The following is an 18,432-nucleotide window of genomic DNA, read 5'->3' on the forward strand; positions in this document are numbered from 1 at the left end:
CAGCCGGCCATCGCCGTGCCGCCGGCCGTGCTGGCGGGCCTGCCGCCCACCGCCGATACGCCGGCGCTGGCCGCGGTGGTGGCCGCGCGCGAAGCGATGAACCGCAAGCAGTGGTCGGTGCTGGGGGCGCTGGTGCCCCAGGCCAAGTCCGACCCGCTCGGCATGTACCCGGAATACTGGCTGTTGCGCTATCAGTTGTGGAGCCCGCCCGCGGGCGGCCGGCCCAACACCGACCTGCAGAAGTTCATCAACGGCAACGGCGACGCCTACCTGGCCGACCGCTTGCGCGCCGACTGGCTGCTGGCCGCAGCGCGCAGCGGCGATTTCGACCTGGTGCGCAAACTCGCGCCGGTCAAGAACAGCAACGCCCAGGTCGAGTGCGCCATCCTCAACGCCAAGCACATGACCGGCCAGCGCGCCACGGCCGCGCAGGCCATGGCCGTGTTCGCGCCGGGCGGCGCCTGCTGGACGCTGTACGACCAGCTGGTCGCCGACAACGTCCTGGGCTGGGATCAGCTCGAACCGCAGTTGCGCGACGCCATCGAGGCCAACAAGACCACCGACGCGCGCAAGTTCGTGCAGTACATGTTCGAGCCGCGCGACCAGAAGACCTACGACGTCCTCATCAAGGACCCGATGCGCTGGCTGACGCGGCAGGACCGCCTGCCGGTGGGCCGCAACGAAAAAGAGCTGGTCACCATCGCGCTGGCGCGCCTGGCCCGCTCCGACATCAATGTCGCCGATTCCTACCTGCGGCGCGAATGGGCCAAGTCCATGGCCAAGTCGAACCTGGCCTGGATCCGCGGCCAGTACGCGCTGGTGGCCGCGCTCAACCTGGACAGCCGCGCCGACGACTGGTACCACGAGGCCGGCCACATCCGCATGACGGAATACAACGCCGGCTGGAAGGTGCGGGCCGCGCTGCGCCAGCCCAAGATCGACTGGAAGTGGGTCATCGACTCCATCGACCAGATGCCGGAGGCGCAACGCCAGGATCCGTCCTGGGTCTACTGGAAGGCGCGCGGCATGGCCGCCACCGGCCGCCGCGACCAGGCCAACGCGGCCTACGCGTCCATCGCCGACCGCTTCGACTTCTACGGCCAGCTGTCCGCCGAGGAATTGGGCCGCCGCATCACCGTGCCGCCGCGTCCGGCGCCCATCAGCGATAGCGAGATCGCCGAGGCGCGCGCCAATCCGGGCCTGCGCCGCGCGGTGCAGCTGTTCCGCCTGGGCTGGCGCCAGGAAGCCGTGCCCGAATGGAACTACGCGCTGCGCGGCATGAGCGACCGCCAGCTGCTCGCCGCCGCCGAATTGGCGCGCGCCGAGAACATCTACGACCGCGTGGTCAACACGTCCGATCGCACCGAGAAGGAATTCGACTTCAGCCAGCGCTTCATCGCGCCGTTCGAAGGCCGCGTCGCCGCCAAGGCCAACGCCATCGCGCTGGACCCGGCCTGGGTCTACGGCCTGATCCGCCAGGAATCGCGCTTCATCATGGACGCGCGCTCGCACGTCGGCGCCTCCGGCCTGATGCAGCTGATGCCGGCCACGGCCAAGTGGGTCGCGGGCAAGATCGGCATGAGCAACTTCACGCCCGACAGCGTCAACGACTTCGATACCAACACCGAGCTGGGCACCAACTACCTGAACATGGTGCTGCGCGACCTGAACGGCTCGCAGATGCTGGCCAGCGCCGGCTACAACGCCGGACCGCGCCGTCCGCACAACTGGCGCTCCACCTTCAACCATCCGGTCGAAGGCGCGATCTTCGCCGAGACCATCCCGTTCAACGAGACGCGCACCTACGTCAAGAACGTGATGTCCAACTCGGTCTACTACGCCGCCATGTTCAGCGGTCAGTCGCAGTCGCTGAAAGAGCGGCTGGGCAACGTGGTGCCGCTGGGCGCGGAAAGCACCACCCTGCCATGACGGGGGATGCGGCAACAGCGGGCCTGCAGGTCTACATCGTGGGCGGGGCGGTGCGCGATGCGCTGCTCGGCCTGACGCCCGGCGATCACGACTGGGTGGTGGTCGGCGCCACGCCCGAGGACATGGCGCGGCGCGGCTTCATGCCGGTGGGCGGCGATTTCCCGGTGTTCCTGCACCCGGTGACCAAAGAGGAATACGCGCTGGCGCGCACCGAGCGCAAGTCGGGCCGCGGCTACAAGGGCTTCACCTTCTACACCGGCGCCGACGTTACGCTTGAAGAAGACCTGCGCCGCCGCGACCTGACCGTCAACGCCATCGCGCAGAAGCAGGACGGCGAGCTGGTCGACCCGCTCGGCGGCGCCGCCGATGTGCGGGCGCATGTGTTCCGCCACGTCGGCGAGGCCTTCGAGGAAGACCCCGTGCGCATCCTGCGCCTGGCCCGCTTCGCCGCGCGCTTCGCCGATTTCAGCGTCGCGCCCGAGACCCTGGCGCTGTGCCGCCGCATGGTCGAGGCCGGCGAGGCCGATGCCCTGGTGGCCGAGCGCGTCTGGAAAGAAGTGTCGCGCGGCCTGATGGCCGCCGCGCCGTCGCGCATGCTGGACGTGCTGCGGCAGTCCGGCGCGCTGCAACGCGTGATGCCTGAATTGCAGGGGGCCGAGGAAACCGGCGGCGATGTCGATCGCGCGGCCGCCCGCAAGCTGTCCTTGCCCGGCCGCTATGCGCTGCTGTGCCGCCTGTCGCCCGAACGGGAAGCCCTGGGCCGGCGCCTGCGCGTGCCGACCGAATGCAACGACTACGCGCGTCTTCTACCCGAGATGTTGACGGGGTTGGCGGCCGCGCAAGCCGCCGGCGCCGATCAGGCCGACGCGCAGCTCGCGCTGATGGAGCGCGTCGATGCGCTGCGCAAGCCCGAACGCTTTTTCGATCTGCTCGAGACGGTGGCGGTGTTGCGGCCGGTGGATATCGACGCCTGGCGCGAACGCGCCGAGGCGGTGCGCGGCGTGGATGCCGGCGCCATCGCCCGGGCCTGCGCCGGCGATCCGGCGCGCATCAAGCAGAGCGTGCGCGAGGCGCGGCTGGAGCGTCTGCGCGCCGCCTGAAGCCGCTTCTTCTACAGCTTGCCGAGACGGTCGCCGCGCGCAAAGCCGATCAGCGGCTGCGTGATGCCGCGGCCCACCGCCAGCACCTTGAACAGTTCGCCCATCTCGGCTTCCGACAGCAGCTTCTGCACGGGCGCCACCGCTTGCGCGTAGGCCTGCGCATCGGTCGGATCCAGCTGCGCCAGCAATTCCATCAGCCCGGCGTTCATCAGGAAGCGCGCCTGCGACGTATAGCCCAGCACCTGCAGGCCGGCCGCCTGCGCCGCGTCCGCCATGGCGGTGAAGTCGACGTGCGCCGTGATGTCCTGCAGGCCGGGGGCGGTGAACGGGTCGCCATGCGCGTGGTGGCGCAGATGGCACATCAGCGTGCCGCCGGCGCGCTGCGGGTGGTAGTACTCGTTGCGTGGAAAACCGTAGTCGATCAACAGCGCCGCGCCCTGTTCCAGCCAGCCGTTCAAGCCGTCGATCCAGGCCTCGGCCTGCAGGTTGATCTCGGACACATAGCCCGGCAGCGCCGGCATGCGCGCCGTCACCGCGTCGGCCAGGCGCGGCGGGGCTGGCCGGTCTTCCCAGACAAAATCCTGTGCGGCGTCCAGCGCCACGCCGCGCTCCAGCACCACGCCGTCGTCGCTCCAACGGAACAGCGATACCGGCATGGCGTCCAGCACCTCGTTGGCCAGCACGCAGCCACGAAAGCCCGTGGGCAGCGCGTCCAGCCAGCGCACCCGGTCGCCGAACGGCGCCAGCCGCTCGACCTGGCGCGCGCGCAGGTCGGCCGACACTTCGAGAATCAGGTACTGCGTGTCCGGCAAGCCCTGCGCGTCCAGCTCGCGCAGCACGCCTTCGGCCAGCGCGCCGGTGCCGGCGCCGAACTCCAGCACCGCCTGGGTATCGGTCTGCCGCAGCACCTGGGCTGCCTGGCGCGCCAGGGTGCGCGCGAACAGCGGCGTCAATTGCGGCGCCGTGACGAAATCGCCTGCGGGTGCGCGTGCATCAGCTTGCGCCAGCTTGACGTTGCCGGCCGCGTAGTAGCCCAATCCCGGCGCATACAGCGCCTCGGCCATCCAGTGATCGAACGGCAGCCAGCCTGAAGCGGCCGCGATCGCGGCGCGCAGGTGCGCGGCGGCGGCGTCGCTGTGGGCCTGGTCGGCGGGAGAGAGGGGGGGCAGGTTGGCGGGAGCGGGGCGTTGCATGGCGAAAGAAGGGCGTCGTGAATAAGGCATTTTCCCAAAAAACAAACCCCGCGACAGGCGCGGGGTTTGCTGGGTAGCCTCAGGGCTTAGCCGCGGCGGGCGCCGGCCGGCTTGTTGAAGCGCTTGGCGGGGCCGCCGGGGCGCTTGTCGAAGCTGGGACGGTCACGGAAGCCGCCTTCCGGGCGGTCGCCGCCGCGGAAGCCGCCTTCGCGCTGCGGACGGTCGCCGAAGCTGGGGCGATCGCTGAAGCTCGGGCGCGAATCGCGGTCGCCGCCACGGAAGCCGCCTTCACGCGGGCCGCGCTCGTTGAACGGGCGCGGGTCGCGCTGCGGGCGATCACCGAAGCTGGGACGGTCGCCGAAGCTGGCGCGGTCGTTGTTGTAGCTCGGACGCGAATCACGGTCGCCGCCGCGGAAGCCGCCTTCACGCTGCGGACGGTCGCCGAAGGGACGATTGCCCTGGTAGCCGCCTTCGCGCTGGGGACGATCGCCGAAGCTGGGACGATCGCTGAACGAACGGGCCGGGCGGTCGCCGAACGGGCGATTGCCTTGGTAGCCACCAGCGCCGCCTTCGCGGGCGCCCTGGTAACCGCCTTCACGCGGCTTGAATTCGCCACGCGGGCCGCCGAACGAACGGCCTTCACGCGAACCGCCTTCACGGTGACCCTGGTAGCCGCCGCCGAAGCCGCCCGGGCGCTTGCCAAACGGCTTGCCGCCGCGCGGCGCGCCGCCGGTCGAGGGACGCGGGGTGCGCTTGGGTTCCAGGCCGGCGATCACTTCGGGCGTGATGGACTGGCCGATGTAGTGTTCGATGCGGCGCACCTTGTGGCGCTCGGAGTGCGTGGCCAGCGTGAACGCCAGGCCATTGCGGCCGGCGCGGCCGGTACGGCCGATACGGTGCACGTAGTCTTCGGCCTGCATCGGCAGGTCGAAGTTGACGGCGTGGCTGATGCCCTGCACGTCGATGCCGCGGGCGGCCACATCGGTGGCCACCAGGATGCGCAGCTGGCCGCGTTGCAGTTGCGACAGCGTGCGGGTGCGTTGGCGCTGGTTCATGTCGCCGTGCAGGGCGGCGGCGGCAAAGCCCTGGTCGGCCAGACGGTCGGCCAGATCATCGGCGCCGCGCTTGGTCGACGTGAAGACGATGGCCTGGTCCAGCGAGGCGTCGCGCAGGACGTGGTCCAGCAGCTGCATCTTGTGGCTGGCGTCGTCCGCGTACAGCAGGCTCTGCGTGATGTTGGTGTGCTTTTCCTTGGCGCCGGCGATCTCGATGCGTTGCGGATCGCGCATCATGCGCGCGGCCAGCTTGGCAACGGTGCCGTCCAGGGTGGCCGAGAACAGCAGCGTCTGGCGTTCGGCCGGCAGGCGGCCGATGATGGTTTCGATATCCTCGATGAAACCCATGTCCAGCATGCGGTCGGCTTCGTCCAGCACCACCGTGTGAACGGTGTTGAGTTTGACGCGGCCCGAGTTCAGGTGATCGATCAGGCGGCCGGGGGTGGCGACCAGCACGTCGACGCGGCGCGACAGCGCCTTCAGTTGCGCGCCGTAGGGCATGCCGCCGACAACGGTGGCGGTGCGCAGGTCGGCCAGCTTGCGGCCGTAGGTGGCGGTGGCGTCGGTGACCTGCAGGGCCAGTTCGCGGGTCGGGGTCAGCACCAGCACTTGCACGCCGACGCCCTTGTTGGCGGGCATCTGGGCGATGCGGTGCAGGGCCGGCAGCATGAAGGCCGCGGTCTTGCCGCTACCCGTCTGCGAGGACACCATCAGGTCGTGGCCGGCCAGCGCTTGCGGAATGGCCGAGGCTTGCACGGCGGTGGGGGTGCTGAAGCCAGCTTCTTGCAGGGCCGACAACAGAGCGGGCGCGAGGCCCAGGTTTTCGAAAGACATAACTTTCCCTTGCCGCGATCAAATGCGACGCAGTGCTTGGTCGGGCCAGGGGATTAGGCGGCCGGATCCAGGCGACGGTTGATGGAGCATCGTGCCGACCGAATCAACCGTGCGCGTGGCGCGTTCCCGTAATGCTGCTTGGAACGCAGGGCGAAAGGAAAGGAGGTCAGGAATCGATGATGTTCGGCATGGGCCTGGGCTTGGTTGCCCGGCAGACTGCTGAAATTTCCGCTAAATCAAGGCGGTAAATGCCGAACTCGTTTGGTGCAGTGCGGCGATCATAACCCGAATTCGCCTTGCAGGGGAATTGTTTTTTTGTCCAGCCCCCAATCAATAGGGTTTTTCCCTTGGTCGGCCAGCCACCGGTTGGTCGCCAGGAAGTGGCCGCAGCCCAGGAACGGCACGGGCGGGCGCCGGGCGGACAACGGCGAGGGATGATTGGACATCAGGACCAGGTGGCCACTGTTGTCCGGAAGCAACGCCTGCTTGGCCTGGGCGTGCGCGCCCCACAGCATGAAGACCTTGGGCGACGGATCCTGCGCGACCCGGGCGATCAGGGCGTCCGTCACCGTTTCCCAGCCACGCTTGGCGTGCGAGGCGGGCTGGCCGTCTTCCACTGTCAGCGCGGTATTCAGCAGCAGCACGCCCTGTGCGGTCCACGGACTGAGGTCGTTGCCGGCCGGCAGCGGCGTGCCCGGATATTCCTGGGCGATCTCATTGAAGATGTTGCGCAGGCTGGGCGGACGCTTGCAATCGTCGGGCACGGAAAACGCCAGCCCCTGGGCTTGGCCTGGACCGTGATAGGGATCCTGTCCCAGGATCACCACCCGCACATCCGATGGCGCCAGCCCGTGCAAGGCGCGAAACGGTTCGGCCGGATACACCACCGCGCCTTCGGCCAGGCGCTTTTCCACATGGGCGGTCACGGCCTCCAGCGCCGCGGCGACGCGCGGGGCCTGCAGGGCGGCCTGCCAGGCGGCGGGCAATTGCGCCGTCTGGGCGGCGAGGGCGGAGGGAATCAGGCGGTTGTCGATTGGCATGGGCGCGATTTTGGCACAGCGCGGGCTGCGTCAGCGTGGCCGGCAATGTGGGGTTTCCAGGTGATTTCAGACTGTTCCCATCGCCAGCCGCCGCCCGGAACGCTAACTTGTCGACGTAATGGTATGTAACTGCATGACCATTGTTCCGGCGTTGCATATTCTCGATTGTCGCCAGAAAATCCGTGAAAAAGCTGGCATAAATTGAAATATGCGCTTAATTAATCCGATTTCTCTCCGTTATGGGAAGAAACCGGTAATTTCAATAAGAAACACGTGCATACCATCGTATCGCGAAGCCGCCTCCGGCAGAGGCTGCTTCCCTGCCTGGCGCTGTCCGTTTCGTCCATCGCCTTCCTGACCTTCCTGCCCCCGCTGGCCGCGCAATCCCTGCCCGTGGAGGCCGCCACGCGCGCCAGCGAGATCCAACGCCGCCAGGAGCAGGAGCTCGACGCCCAGCGCGCCCGCGCCGCCGAACGGCCGGACGTGCTGTCGGCGCCGGCCGCCGTCGCCGGCGAGGGACCGCTCGTGTTCCCCGAGGAATCGCCCTGCTTCACGATCGGCCAGGTGGTCTGGGATGGCGCCGGCCCGCCGACCGCGTTGCGCCGCGACGCCGAGACCACGCTGGGGCAGTGCATCGGCGGGCAGGGGCTGCGCGTGCTGCAGGAACACCTGATGGCGCGCCTGATCGACCGCGGCCAGATCACCGCCCGCGTGCTGGTGCCGGAGCAATCGCTGGCCACGGGCACGTTGACGCTGCGCTACGTGCCCGGCCGCGTTTCGGGCGTCAAGAGCGAGGGCGCGCCCGGCTGGTGGCGCACCGCGCTGCCCACTTGGCCGGGCGGCGAGGTCAACCAGCGCGACCTCGACCAGGCGCTGGAAAACATCCGCCGGCTGGCCGGCCAGGCCGACGCTTCCATCGACGTGGCGCCGGGTCCCGAACTGGGCGACTCGGACATCATCATCAAGCCCGGCACCGGCAAGCGCTGGCACGCCTATGTGGGCGGGGACAACGCCGGCATGGAGTCCACCGGCAAGAACCAGGTCAACGCCGGTCTCACGCTCGATTCGCCGCTGTTCCTGTACGACCAGTTGTCGGTCTCCTGGAACAGCAACGCCGACCTGCGGAACAGCGACGCCGGCTCGCGAGCCGCTTCCATCAACTACAGCATCCCGTTCGGCTACTGGACTTTATTCGCCGGCGCCAGCAAGTCGCGCTACCGCCAGACCGTGGCCGGCTTCGACGAGCCCATCGTCTACGGCGGCACCAGCAAGCAGGTGGAAGCGGGCGTATCGGTGGTGCCCTACCGCGGCGCCAGCTACAAGGGCACCGCCATGCTGAAGTTCCTGCGCAAGCGCGCCAACAGCACCCTCAACGACATCGACATCGAGGTGCAGCGGCGCGACGTGGTCGGCTACGAGTTCAGCTATGGCCATCGCCACTATATCGACCAGATGGTGCTGGACCTCGGCGGCGGCGTGCGCGGCACGCTGCCCCAGTTCTCCGACCAGCCCGGCTACGTCTACGGCGATCCCGACTGGAACGGCCGCAGCACCATCCTGACGGCCAATGCCGGCCTGTACCTGCCCTTCAAGGTGGCCGGCCAGCAGCTCGCCTATCAAGCCAATTGGCAGATCCAGCACGCCAAGACGCCCATCGTGCCCGCCGACTACTTCACCATCGGTAACCGCTACGCGGTGCGCGGCTTCGATGGCCAGATGACGCTGGCCGCGGAAGACGGCTGGACCCTGCGCAATGACCTGTCGTTGAACCTGGGCAACCTGGGCCAGCAACTGTACGCCGGCCTGGACGCCGGCCGCGTTGGCGGCCCGGCGGCGCAGTACCTGGCCAGCCGCACCCTGGTTGGCGCGGTCGCGGGGTTGCGCGGCCGCATCGCCGTGCCCGGGGTTGCCAATGCGGTCAACGCCAGCTACGACCTGTCGGCCGGCTGGCCGCTGAAAAAGCCCGACAACCTGAAGACCCAAAGCACGGTCTTCGCCGCCACGCTGATGTTCGAGTTCTAGACCGGGCGGGGCCCGTGCGCCCCGCCCGCCGTCCGACAAGTTGCTTCACGCTTACCGGGAGTTGCCTCGCCATGTCCAAGCTTCGCTCCGCAGTTGTCTGGTTGGTCCTGTACACGCAGATCTGGACGCCCGTCCTGGCGCAGACGCTGCCCATCTCCGTCGACAAGAGCGTGCCGGGCCAGAAGCCCGTGGTGGGCGTGACCAATGGCGTGCCGGTGGTCAACATCGCGCCGCCTTCGGCCGGCGGCGTCTCGAACAACCGCTACACCCAGTTCAACGTCGGCCCTTCGGGCGTGGTGCTGAACAACAGCGGCGCGGCCAGCCAGACGCAGCTGGCGGGGCAGGTCGCGGGCAACCCGATGCTGGGCAACCAGCGCGCCGCCACCATCCTGAACCAGGTGACGGCGCCCAACCCGTCGCAGCTGATGGGCATGCTGGAAGTGGCGGGCAACCGGGCCAACGTCATCGTCGCCAACCCCGCCGGCATCACCTGCAACGGCTGCGGCTTCCTGAACGCCAACCGCGCCACGCTGACCACCGGCAAGCCGGTCATCGGTCCGGATGGCACGCTGGGCTTCGATATCACGGGCGGCCGCCTGGGCATCGAAGGCGCGGGCCTGTATGGCGCCAACCTCAGCCAGCTCGACCTGATGGCGCGCACGCTGGAACTGAACGCGCAGATCTGGGCCAACGACCTGAACGTGGTCGCGGGCGCGGCTCGCGTGGGCTATGACGGCATCGACGTCTCCGCCCTGACCGGCGCCGGCGTCGGCACCGGCGTGGCCTTGGACGTCGCCGCGCTGGGCGGCATGTACGCCAACAGCATCCGCCTGATCGGCACGGAAGCCGGGGTGGGCGTGAACATCGGCGGCAACCTGGCGGCGTTGACCGGCACGCTGACGGTCAGCGCCAACGGCGACGTCCGGATCCAGCCGTCGGGCCGGCTGCAGGCCGCCACCAACCTGTCGGTGCAAAGCGGTCGCGACATCGTCAACGACGGCACGGTCGCCGCGGGCGGCGCGCTGGGCTTGAACGCCGCCGCCACGGTCATCAACAACCAGGCCATGTCCTCGGCGGGCAACGCCAGCATCGTGGCGCGCCAGCTGGAAAACCGCGGCGGACTCACGGCCGGCCTGCAGGCCGATGGCTCCATCAGCCCGCTCGGCGCGTTGAGCGCGCAGGTGGACCAGTTGCTCAATCCCGGCACGCTGGTGGCGGGCGGCGATGCCGCCATCACCGCGAATGTCCTGGGGCTGTCGGGCGGCAAGCTTGTCGCCGGCGGCGCATTGCGCGTGGACGCCACGGGCGCGGTCACCAATCGCGGCGGCTCGGTCTATGGCGGCTCCGTGGCATTGCGCGCGGCCGGCCTGGACAACACGGGCGGCAAGCTCACCAGCGGCGCGGCGCTCGACGGCCAGGTGGCGGGCGCCATCGACAACACCGGCGGCACGCTGGCCGGCGCCGGCGCGGTGGACCTGCGCGGCCGCTCCGTGGTCAACGCGGCCGGCGGCGTGGTTTCGGGCCAGAGCGTGGCGCTGCGCGGCGCCGACGGCATCGACAACCAGGGTGGTTCGGTGCAGGCCAACGACGCCTTGCGCGTCGAGACGGCGGGGGCGCTCGACAACCGGGGCGGCAAGCTGCTTGGCGGCAGCGCCGACATCCAGTCGGCCAGCCTCGACAACCGCGGCGGTATCGCCCAAGCCGACGGCAAGCTCGCCGTCACCAACAGCGGCGCCCTGCAGAACCAGGGCGGCGGCCTGTATGGCGGCACGGCCGATCTCAAGGCGGGCAGCCTCGCCAACGCCGACGGCAAGATCGCCAGCGGCGGCGCGCTGGATGTCACCACCCCTGGCGCGATCGACAACACCGGCGGCACCATCGCCGCCCAAGGCCTGGCCTCGCTGGACGCGCAGCGCCTCGTCAACCGTCGCGGCATCGTCGCCGCCAATGGCCTCACGCTCAAGACGCAGGGCCTGCTGGATAACAACGCCGGCCTGATCCAGGCCGACAACGCGCTGGTCCTCAACGCCGGCAGCCTGAGCAATCGCGACACCCTCGCCAACGGCGTCGCCGGCGCGGGCGGCACGGCCGCCGGCGCCCTCGGACTGATGGGCAAGCAGGTCACGCTGAACGCCGGTTCCATCGACAACCAGGCCGGCCGCATCGGCGCCGGCCAGGACCTTGGCCTGACCACCGGCGCGCTCGACAACGCGCGTGGCAACGTGTCGTCCGACGCCAATGCCAAGCTCGCGTTCAGCAGCCTGGCCAACGGCGGCGGCGCGCTGACCGCCGGCGCCTCGCTGGAGCTGGTCACCGGCAACCTCGACAACGACGGCAAGATCCATTCGGGCCAGGACCTGAAGATCACCGCCGACACGCTGACCAACCGCGCCGGCGGCGAATTGATCGCGGTGCGCAACAACGAACTGATCATCGGCGGCCTGCTGGCCAACGCCGGCCTGATCGACGGCGGCTACACGCTCATCAATGCCGGCAATCTCCTCAACACCGGCCGCATCTATGGCGATCGCATCGGCATCAAGACGCCGCTGCTGCAGAACGAACCCAACGCCGTCATCGCCTCGCGCGGCGACATGGACCTGGGCGTGGGCACGCTGACCAATCGCGAGCACGCGCTGATCTACGCCGCGGGCGACTTGCGGCTGGGCGGCACGCTGGACGCCACCGGCCAGGCCACCGGCCAGGCCGCGCTGTTGTCCAACGAGTCCGCCACCATCGAGGTCGAGCGCAACGCCGACATCGCCGCGGCCAGCATCCAGAACCGCAACCTGCACTTCGCCAGCGAAAGCGTCGAGGTCGGCCGCGAAGCCAAATGGTTCTATCGCCTGGACGGCACCACCGACATCGTCGACGGCGAAGGCATGTGGTTCTGCAACACCGTCAAGTCCATCTGCGGCCGCGACCCCAGCTGGATGGGGCAGTACGACGAGCGGCGCCTGCTGATGCCGTCCGCGCGTTATCCGGAAAGCCAGTATGGGCCGCCGTTCGATTACAGCAACATCCAGGAGGACCAGCAGGGGCGCGCGGGTGTCAGCGCGCCGATCGGCCTGGCGTACATTCCGGAGATCTATGACTGCAGTGGCGGTGACGCGGGCAACTGCTACACGAATCCTGCCCAGTTTCTCTACAAGCCGGACGCCAAGATCTGGTCCGTATTCGAAGTGGAGCGCCCCAGCGGAATCCGGCGGCCGCCGTCGCCCGATGACTGCGGCTGGCGTTGCCCCGCGGATCTGGCCCAGCAACAGGCCCAGTACGACCACGACCTGGTGCTGTACGACACGCTGAACGAGAAGATCAAGGCCTTCAACGCCGACTTCCGCGGCAGCCGCATGATCAAGGACTTCACCTTCTACCAGGTGACCGAGATCACGCGCGAGACCCGCATCACGGAGAGCGATCCAGGCAAGATCATCGTCGGCGGCAACGCGCGCTTTTCCGGCAACATCGTCAACGACAAGAGCCGCATTCTCGCCGGCGGCACCCTGAAAACCGAGGGCGGCACGCTGAGCAACGTCGGCGCCGAGGGGCTGCGCACGGTCGATCGTGTCGGCACCATGGCCTACACCTACGAGAAGAACGACTCCCGCAAGTACAACCGTTCCGACTACAACGCCACCGTCCTGGCCGAACGCATCGAGACCGGCCTGGGCGACGCGAAGGGCGGCGTCGCGGTCACGCCCTCCGTCCCGGCGCCCGGGGCCAGCACCGTCGTCCAGGCGCTGCCGCCGGCAACGCTGACGCGCATCACGCTGCCCGGCAACCAGACCATTGCCGTCGTCGTGCTGCCGCCGACCATCCCGACCAGCAAGCTGTACCAGGTCATCACGGCGCCCAACGCGCCTTACCTGATCGCCACCGACAGCCAGTTCGTCGGTTCGCGCGCCGTGGTGTCCAGCGACTTCCTGCTGGAGAAACTGAAGCAGGACCCGGGCCACATCCTCAAGCGCCTGGGCGACGGCTTCTACGAGCAGAAGCTGGTGGCCGAGCAGGTCATGCTGGCCACCGGCCAGCGTTTTGTCGGCGACTACACCGACAACGAAACCCAGTACAAGGCGCTGCTTACCGCCGGCGCCGACTTCGCCAACCAGTTCGGCCTGGCCGTGGGCACCGCGCTCACCGAAGAGCAGATGCGCCATCTGACCAGCGACATCGTCTGGATGGTGGAGCAGACCGTCACGCTGCCCGACGGCACGCAGCAGAAGGTGCTGGCGCCGCAGGTCTACCTGGCCGTCAAGCCGGGCGACCTGCGCGGTTATGGCACGCTGATCGCCGGTCGCGACACGCAGATCAGCGCGACGGGCGACGTGGACAACAGCGGCACCCTCGGCGCGCGCAACGCGTTGGTGGTGGATGCGCAGAACGTGCGCAACACCGTGGGCACGATCCAGGGCAAGACCGTTAACCTGAATGCGCGCAACGACATCGACAACCTGGCCGGGCTGCTCAAGGGTGACGGCGTCACGCTGACCGCGGGCCGCGACATCAACCTCACGGCCAGCACCCAATCGAACGTGCGTGGCGGAATCAGCAACACCATCGTCGACGGGGTTGCCCGTATCGACGCCGGAACGCTGAATGCGCAGGCGGGCCGCGACGTCAACGCCCAGGCCGCCGCCATCGTCGCCAGCGGTGACGCGAGCATTCGCGCCGGCAACGATATCAATCTGATTGCCGCGGGGACGAGCTATGGGGAATCCTTCAACTTCGGCAAGAAGAACCGGTCGGAGATGCGTACGACGGAAGACGTGGGAACCCGCATTGCCGCTGCCGGAAATCTGACGTTGATGGCCGCGCAGGATATCAATGCCATTGCCGCGCAAGTGTCTTCCGACAAGCAGTTGGCGGTGGGAGCGGGGCGCGACATCAATGTGCTGGCGGGGGATTCCAGCGGGTATACGTATAACGAGATTTACTACAAGACGAAGGGGTTCCTTTCCAGTAAGACGACGCACCGCGTCAAGGAAGCGTCTTGGACCCAGGCGGTGTCTTCCACCTTCACCGGCGATAGCGCCGTGATGGTGGCTGGGCGTGATCTGAATGTGCTGGGTTCCAATGTGGCGGCACAGAACGACTTGGTTATGTCGGCGGATCGCAATGTCAATATCGTTGCCGAAAAGAACTCCGCCAACGAATACCAGTACGAGAAGATCAAGAAGTCCGGCTTTGGTGGACTGGGAGGCCTCAGCTACGGATCCCGTCAGACGACGGATTGGATGGACACCAAGCGTGGCCTGAATACTGGTAGCACCATCGGCAGTGTGACGGGGGACGTACTGATCAACGCGGGCGGTTCGTTGAACGTGCTTGGCAGCGATGTCCTGGCACGGCAAGGCGACATCACCATGATCGGCCGGGACGTCAGTATCGTTGGCAGTTTCGACACGATGCGCCAGCGTGAAGTGCACGAGATGAAGCAGTCTGGCTTCAGTGTCACGGCCAGCACACCTGTGGTCAGCGCCATGCAAACGGCCGGACGTATGGCGGAAGCATCCGGAAAGTCCGGCAATCCTGTCATGACCGCGCTGGCGGGTGGAACCACAGCGCTTGCGGCCAGTAACGCCTATGACGCAGTCAAGGCCGCCGGCGCGGTAAAGGACGCCGGTGCCATCGACAAGATGGGCGGCGGCAGCATCAAGATTAGCTTCGGCAGCAGCAAGAGCAGCAGCACTACGGATAGAAGCTCGTCCACCTCGGTCGGCTCGAACATTGCCGCGGGCAGGGATCTGACGATTGTCGCAAAGGGTGCGGGGAGCGCATCGGACATCACGGTTTCAGGTTCCAACCTGTCGGCGGGTAACAATGCCGTTCTGAAGGCCGATGGCGATATCCTGCTGCAGGCGGCCAAGAATTTCTACGAGCAGAAGACGGATAGCAAGAGCAGCGGATTCAGTATAGGTATCGGCTACAGCACCGGCACATCCAACGGCTTGACGGTGGAGTTGGGAGCCTCCATTGCACGGGGCAAGGAGAACGGCCGGGACGACAGCTGGACCAACAGTTCCATCACCGCGGGCAACGTGCTCGCATTGCAATCAGGCGGAGACACGACGCTAAGAGGCGCATCCGGAAAGGCGGAGCAGATTCTGGCCTCGGTCGGAGGCAACCTGTTGCTGGAGAGCCTGCAAGATACAAGCACGTACACCTCAAAACAGACCAGCGCTGGCGTGAATATCACGTTGTGCATTCCGCCATATTGCTATGGCCAGAGTACGGCTGCCGCTAACTTCGGCACCGGCAAGATGAACAGCAACTTCAAGTCTGTCACTGAACAGACGGGTTTGTGGGCGGGCGACGGCGGGTTCCTGATCGACGTCAAGAACAACACGACCTTGATCGGCAGCGTCATCGCCAGCAGTGACAAGGCTGTAGCGGAGGGCCTGAACAAGCTCAGCACGGGCACCCTGGTCACGCAGGACATCAAGAACTCCGCCAGCTACAGCGCCAATCAGATTGCGGTAGGCGGTGGCTTCGGGTTTGGCGGCGGGGCCTCGAAAGAGGGGTCGGCGGGGCTGGGCACCACCAAGGGCAACCAGGTGGCGGGCGGCGCGACCAAGGACGCAGGCACTTCCTTGGCGTCGAGTGGGGGCTTTTCCGCCAATCTACCGACCGTGGTTGCGGCCAGCGGCAATAGCAGTTCCACGACCCAAAGCGCCATCAGTGGCGGCACCATCATCATCCGCGATGAAGAAGGACAGCGGGCGCTGACAGGCAAGACTGCGGCGGAGATGATTGCGGCGCTGAATCGGGATACGTCGGATACGTTGAACACGCTAAAGCCGATCTTTGACAAGGAGAAGATCGAGGCGGGGTTTGAAATCGTGTCGGAAGCCAGTCGGCAGACGGGACAGTTCTTGACGAATCGGGCTAAAGAGGCTGATGCGCTCAAGAAGGCAATGGATGACGAGACCGACCCTGCGCTAAAGAAAGATCTCAAGGCTCGGTATGAAGAAGCAGCCAAATGGGGGCCGGACGGCTCGTATCGGATTGGGTTGACCGCAATTTCGGCCGCTGCGGGAGGAAACGTCACTGGAAGCGCGGGTCAATTCCTGCAGTCCGCCGCGGCGAACTATCTGCAGGCGTTAGGCGCAGGCAAGGTGAAGCAGATTGCTGATGCGTTGGATAGCGAGGCGGCTCGGACAGCGTTACAAGGCTTGGTGGGTTGTGCTGGAGCTGCAGGTCAAGGAAGTAGTTGTAGTGCTGCCGCGGCAGGGGCGGCTGCGAGCGTGGTCCTCAACAACCTCATCCAGGGGCTCTCTGCTCAAGACGCGAAAGAGTTGACGGCCGAGCAGAAAGAAGCACGCGTCAACCTTGTCGCTAGCCTTGTCGCTGGCCTTACTGTTGCATTGGGTGGAGATAGCGCTGTCGCGACGTTGGCCGCCCAGATCGAGACCGAGAACAACTATCTCGGGCAGAAACCCGAGGGGTTCTGGGCTGCCGAACAGCGCCAATTCGACGCGGCAATCGCTTCTTGCGGTCCCGGGAATCCAGATGCCTGCAATCGGGCGCGAGAACTGGGAGGCATATCGGCGCAACGCGACAAAGACCTGGCAAGCGCCTGCGCGGATCGGACATCTCCCCTGTGCGGCGTGGCAATCCAACTGGCAACAACGAGCGGTAACGTTGTGTTCTTCGATCAGCACGGTGTGCCTTTTGCCGTGCCGGCTGATTCTCCTATGATTCAAGCGACGCCCGATCCTCGCGATGGAAGTTGGCATTACACGATCGCCGCCAGTGTTGCTGAGGGACTGGCGATTGATAGTGGTGGCGGGGCGCTGATGGGCGTTGGCTCAGCAATCCGAGGCTTATTTAGACCTGGCGTGGCGGAAATAGCCGCCGGGGCAAAAGGAACGAAGGTCCTGAATCGAGCTACGACAGGCATTGAATGGGGTAAAGGCATTCAGGGGCAGGGGCTACCGTGGGAAAATTACTTGGCGACCCAATTGCCCTCGGGGTCCCGGCTGCCAGCCAAATTCAAGACTTTCGACTTTTATGAGGCCTCGACGGGTACTGCAATTAGTGCCAAAACGCTGGATACGACAACAGTTGCGAGATTGACGAATCCTGCTCAGATATATTCCTCGTTGAAAGGAAACATCAACGCTGCTGCCAAATTTGAATCATATAAGCTTGCAGACGTTCCCTTGAATAGCGGCATGATCAATTCACGAGAGCTTCATGTTGCCATTCCTGCGAAGACGACATCCGCGCAATGGGATCAAATAAATAGGGCGATCGACTATGGTCATTCCCAGGGTGTGAAATTAATCATAACGTTGATAAAGTGATTGAGAATGAGCGGACCTGCCAAAAAACCTTGTATCTACGTTAAGTCAAATAATGAATTCATTTTCTTGGAAACGTACTCCGGGTATTGGAATTTTCTACCGGATTCAGAAGGGGAGCGGTACTTGTTGTCGCATTCTTCTTCCGATGCTGATCTAGGTTCAGCTGCGATTGCAGCAATTTCTGCGAGTCGCCAAATTGATCCAAAAAATGATCCGAACTTTTTTGATATTGCTGGGCGGGTCGTTCCAAAATACAAAGATTGGGTATCCGAAATGATGGAGAGGTTTGGGTATAAAACCAAGCGGTCCATGTTCAAGGATATGAAGAGTTGTTCGGTGGAATTGGTGGGGGGGGCATATGTAATGCAGCCTAGCCATCATGAAAAGCTGGAAGCTTGGAGCGGAGAGGGGTTGACTGAAAATGATTATGTGCTCCTGCCAGCGGATAGCTCCTCGGAGCGAGTGGGCGCTGCCTTGCGGTTGACTCTCGCCCGGTGCACGTAAAAAGGGAGCCTTGTCGGCTCGGCCCCCGTTTTGCCCGTCCGTCGTTTAATAGCAGGATATGTCCTGTTTCTCAACCGGCAAGCCTTCGGCTTCCGAGAAGCTGCTACTTGAGTCAATTCAAAAGCACGCCGAATGGAAGTTGAAGGTCCGTTCCGCCATCAGCAGAAAGGAACAGATGGATGCGGAAACCATCGGCAAGGACAATTGTTGCCAGCTTGGGGTCTGGCTATATGGTGAAGGGAAGCTGAAATACAGCGCCAAACCCGAGTTTGGCGCGATCATCCAGAAGCACAAGGCGTTTCATGCCGAGGCGGGCAAGATCGCTCGGCTGATCAACAGCAATCAGTACGCGTTGGCGGAAGAGGAGATGGGCACTGGCACGCCGTATTCCCAGGCTTCCAGCGCGGTGGGCGCGGCCATCATCGCGTTCAAGCGGCACCTGTAGGGGG

9 protein-coding genes are annotated in these 18,432 nt (G+C 65.9%); 6 read left to right on the plus strand and 3 right to left on the minus strand.

Translation table 11 applies throughout. From position 1 onward, the window contains the following. Positions 1-9 precede the first annotated feature (9 nt). On the plus strand, positions 10-1,929 hold the full coding sequence (locus H0523_RS14645; protein ID WP_257225157.1) for a lytic transglycosylase domain-containing protein: 1,920 nt from the start codon (positions 10-12) through the stop codon (positions 1,927-1,929). Beyond that, positions 1,926-3,029 carry a tRNA nucleotidyltransferase/poly(A) polymerase-related protein gene (locus H0523_RS14650; RefSeq protein ID WP_054430744.1) on the plus strand — a complete coding sequence of 368 codons (1,104 nt, stop codon included), beginning with the start codon at positions 1,926-1,928 and terminating at the stop codon, positions 3,027-3,029. Before H0523_RS14645 ends, H0523_RS14650 begins: the two co-directional genes overlap by 4 nt. 11 nt (positions 3,030-3,040) lie before the next feature. On the opposite strand, the gene H0523_RS14655 is transcribed toward H0523_RS14650, so the two are convergent. The 3 genes from H0523_RS14655 to H0523_RS14665 all read right to left on the minus strand — a co-directional run bounded on the left by H0523_RS14655 (position 3,041) and on the right by H0523_RS14665 (position 7,151). After that, complete coding sequence (locus tag H0523_RS14655; protein WP_054430743.1) at positions 3,041-4,222, minus strand: class I SAM-dependent methyltransferase; 1,182 nt, start codon at positions 4,220-4,222, stop codon at positions 3,041-3,043. An 86-nt stretch (positions 4,223-4,308) separates the two neighbouring features. Further along, a complete protein-coding gene (locus H0523_RS14660) occupies positions 4,309-6,111 on the minus strand; it encodes a DEAD/DEAH box helicase (RefSeq protein ID WP_054430742.1) in 1,803 nt (600 codons plus the stop codon). Positions 6,112-6,389: 278 nt separating this feature from the next. Continuing rightward, entirely contained in the window at positions 6,390-7,151 is a 762-nt protein-coding gene (locus tag H0523_RS14665) for a uracil-DNA glycosylase (RefSeq protein ID WP_054430741.1), read from the minus strand. A gap of 273 nt (positions 7,152-7,424) precedes the next feature. Between H0523_RS14665 and H0523_RS14670 the strand changes: the two genes are divergently transcribed. The 4 genes from H0523_RS14670 (at position 7,425) to H0523_RS14685 (ending at position 18,428) form a co-directional block, all read left to right on the plus strand. Beyond that, a complete protein-coding gene (locus tag H0523_RS14670) occupies positions 7,425-9,173 on the plus strand; it encodes a ShlB/FhaC/HecB family hemolysin secretion/activation protein (RefSeq protein ID WP_054430740.1) in 1,749 nt (582 codons plus the stop codon). Positions 9,174-9,244: 71 nt separating this feature from the next. Further along, complete coding sequence (locus tag H0523_RS14675; protein WP_231689882.1) at positions 9,245-17,479, plus strand: hemagglutinin repeat-containing protein; 8,235 nt, start codon at positions 9,245-9,247, stop codon at positions 17,477-17,479. 6 nt (positions 17,480-17,485) lie between these two features. Then, the gene (locus H0523_RS14680; protein WP_082380334.1) at positions 17,486-17,983 is read left to right on the plus strand and encodes a contact-dependent growth inhibition system immunity protein; all 498 of its coding nucleotides are present in this window, start codon (positions 17,486-17,488) and stop codon (positions 17,981-17,983) included. Positions 17,984-18,041: 58 nt separating this feature from the next. Next, positions 18,042-18,428 carry a CZB domain-containing protein gene (locus H0523_RS14685; protein ID WP_054430739.1) on the plus strand — a complete coding sequence of 129 codons (387 nt, stop codon included), beginning with the start codon at positions 18,042-18,044 and terminating at the stop codon, positions 18,426-18,428. Positions 18,429-18,432 lie beyond the last annotated feature (4 nt).

It is taken from the genome of Achromobacter insuavis (assembly GCF_902859645.1).
In the GTDB taxonomy this organism is placed as follows: domain Bacteria; phylum Pseudomonadota; class Gammaproteobacteria; order Burkholderiales; family Burkholderiaceae_B; genus Achromobacter; species Achromobacter insuavis.

Excerpts from the sequence above, each read along its gene's own strand:
- H0523_RS14650 (WP_054430744.1), top strand. The coding sequence starts at position 1,926 with ATGACGGGGGATGCGGCAACAGCGGGCCTGCAGGTCTACATCGTGGGC.
- H0523_RS14655 (WP_054430743.1), bottom strand. The coding sequence starts at position 4,222 with ATGCAACGCCCCGCTCCCGCCAACCTGCCCCCCCTCTCTCCCGCCGAC.
- H0523_RS14660 (WP_054430742.1), bottom strand. The coding sequence starts at position 6,111 with ATGTCTTTCGAAAACCTGGGCCTCGCGCCCGCTCTGTTGTCGGCCCTG.
- H0523_RS14665 (WP_054430741.1), bottom strand. The coding sequence starts at position 7,151 with ATGCCAATCGACAACCGCCTGATTCCCTCCGCCCTCGCCGCCCAGACG.
- H0523_RS14675 (WP_231689882.1), top strand. The coding sequence starts at position 9,245 with ATGTCCAAGCTTCGCTCCGCAGTTGTCTGGTTGGTCCTGTACACGCAG.
- H0523_RS14680 (WP_082380334.1), top strand. The coding sequence starts at position 17,486 with ATGAGCGGACCTGCCAAAAAACCTTGTATCTACGTTAAGTCAAATAAT.
- H0523_RS14685 (WP_054430739.1), top strand. The coding sequence starts at position 18,042 with ATGTCCTGTTTCTCAACCGGCAAGCCTTCGGCTTCCGAGAAGCTGCTA.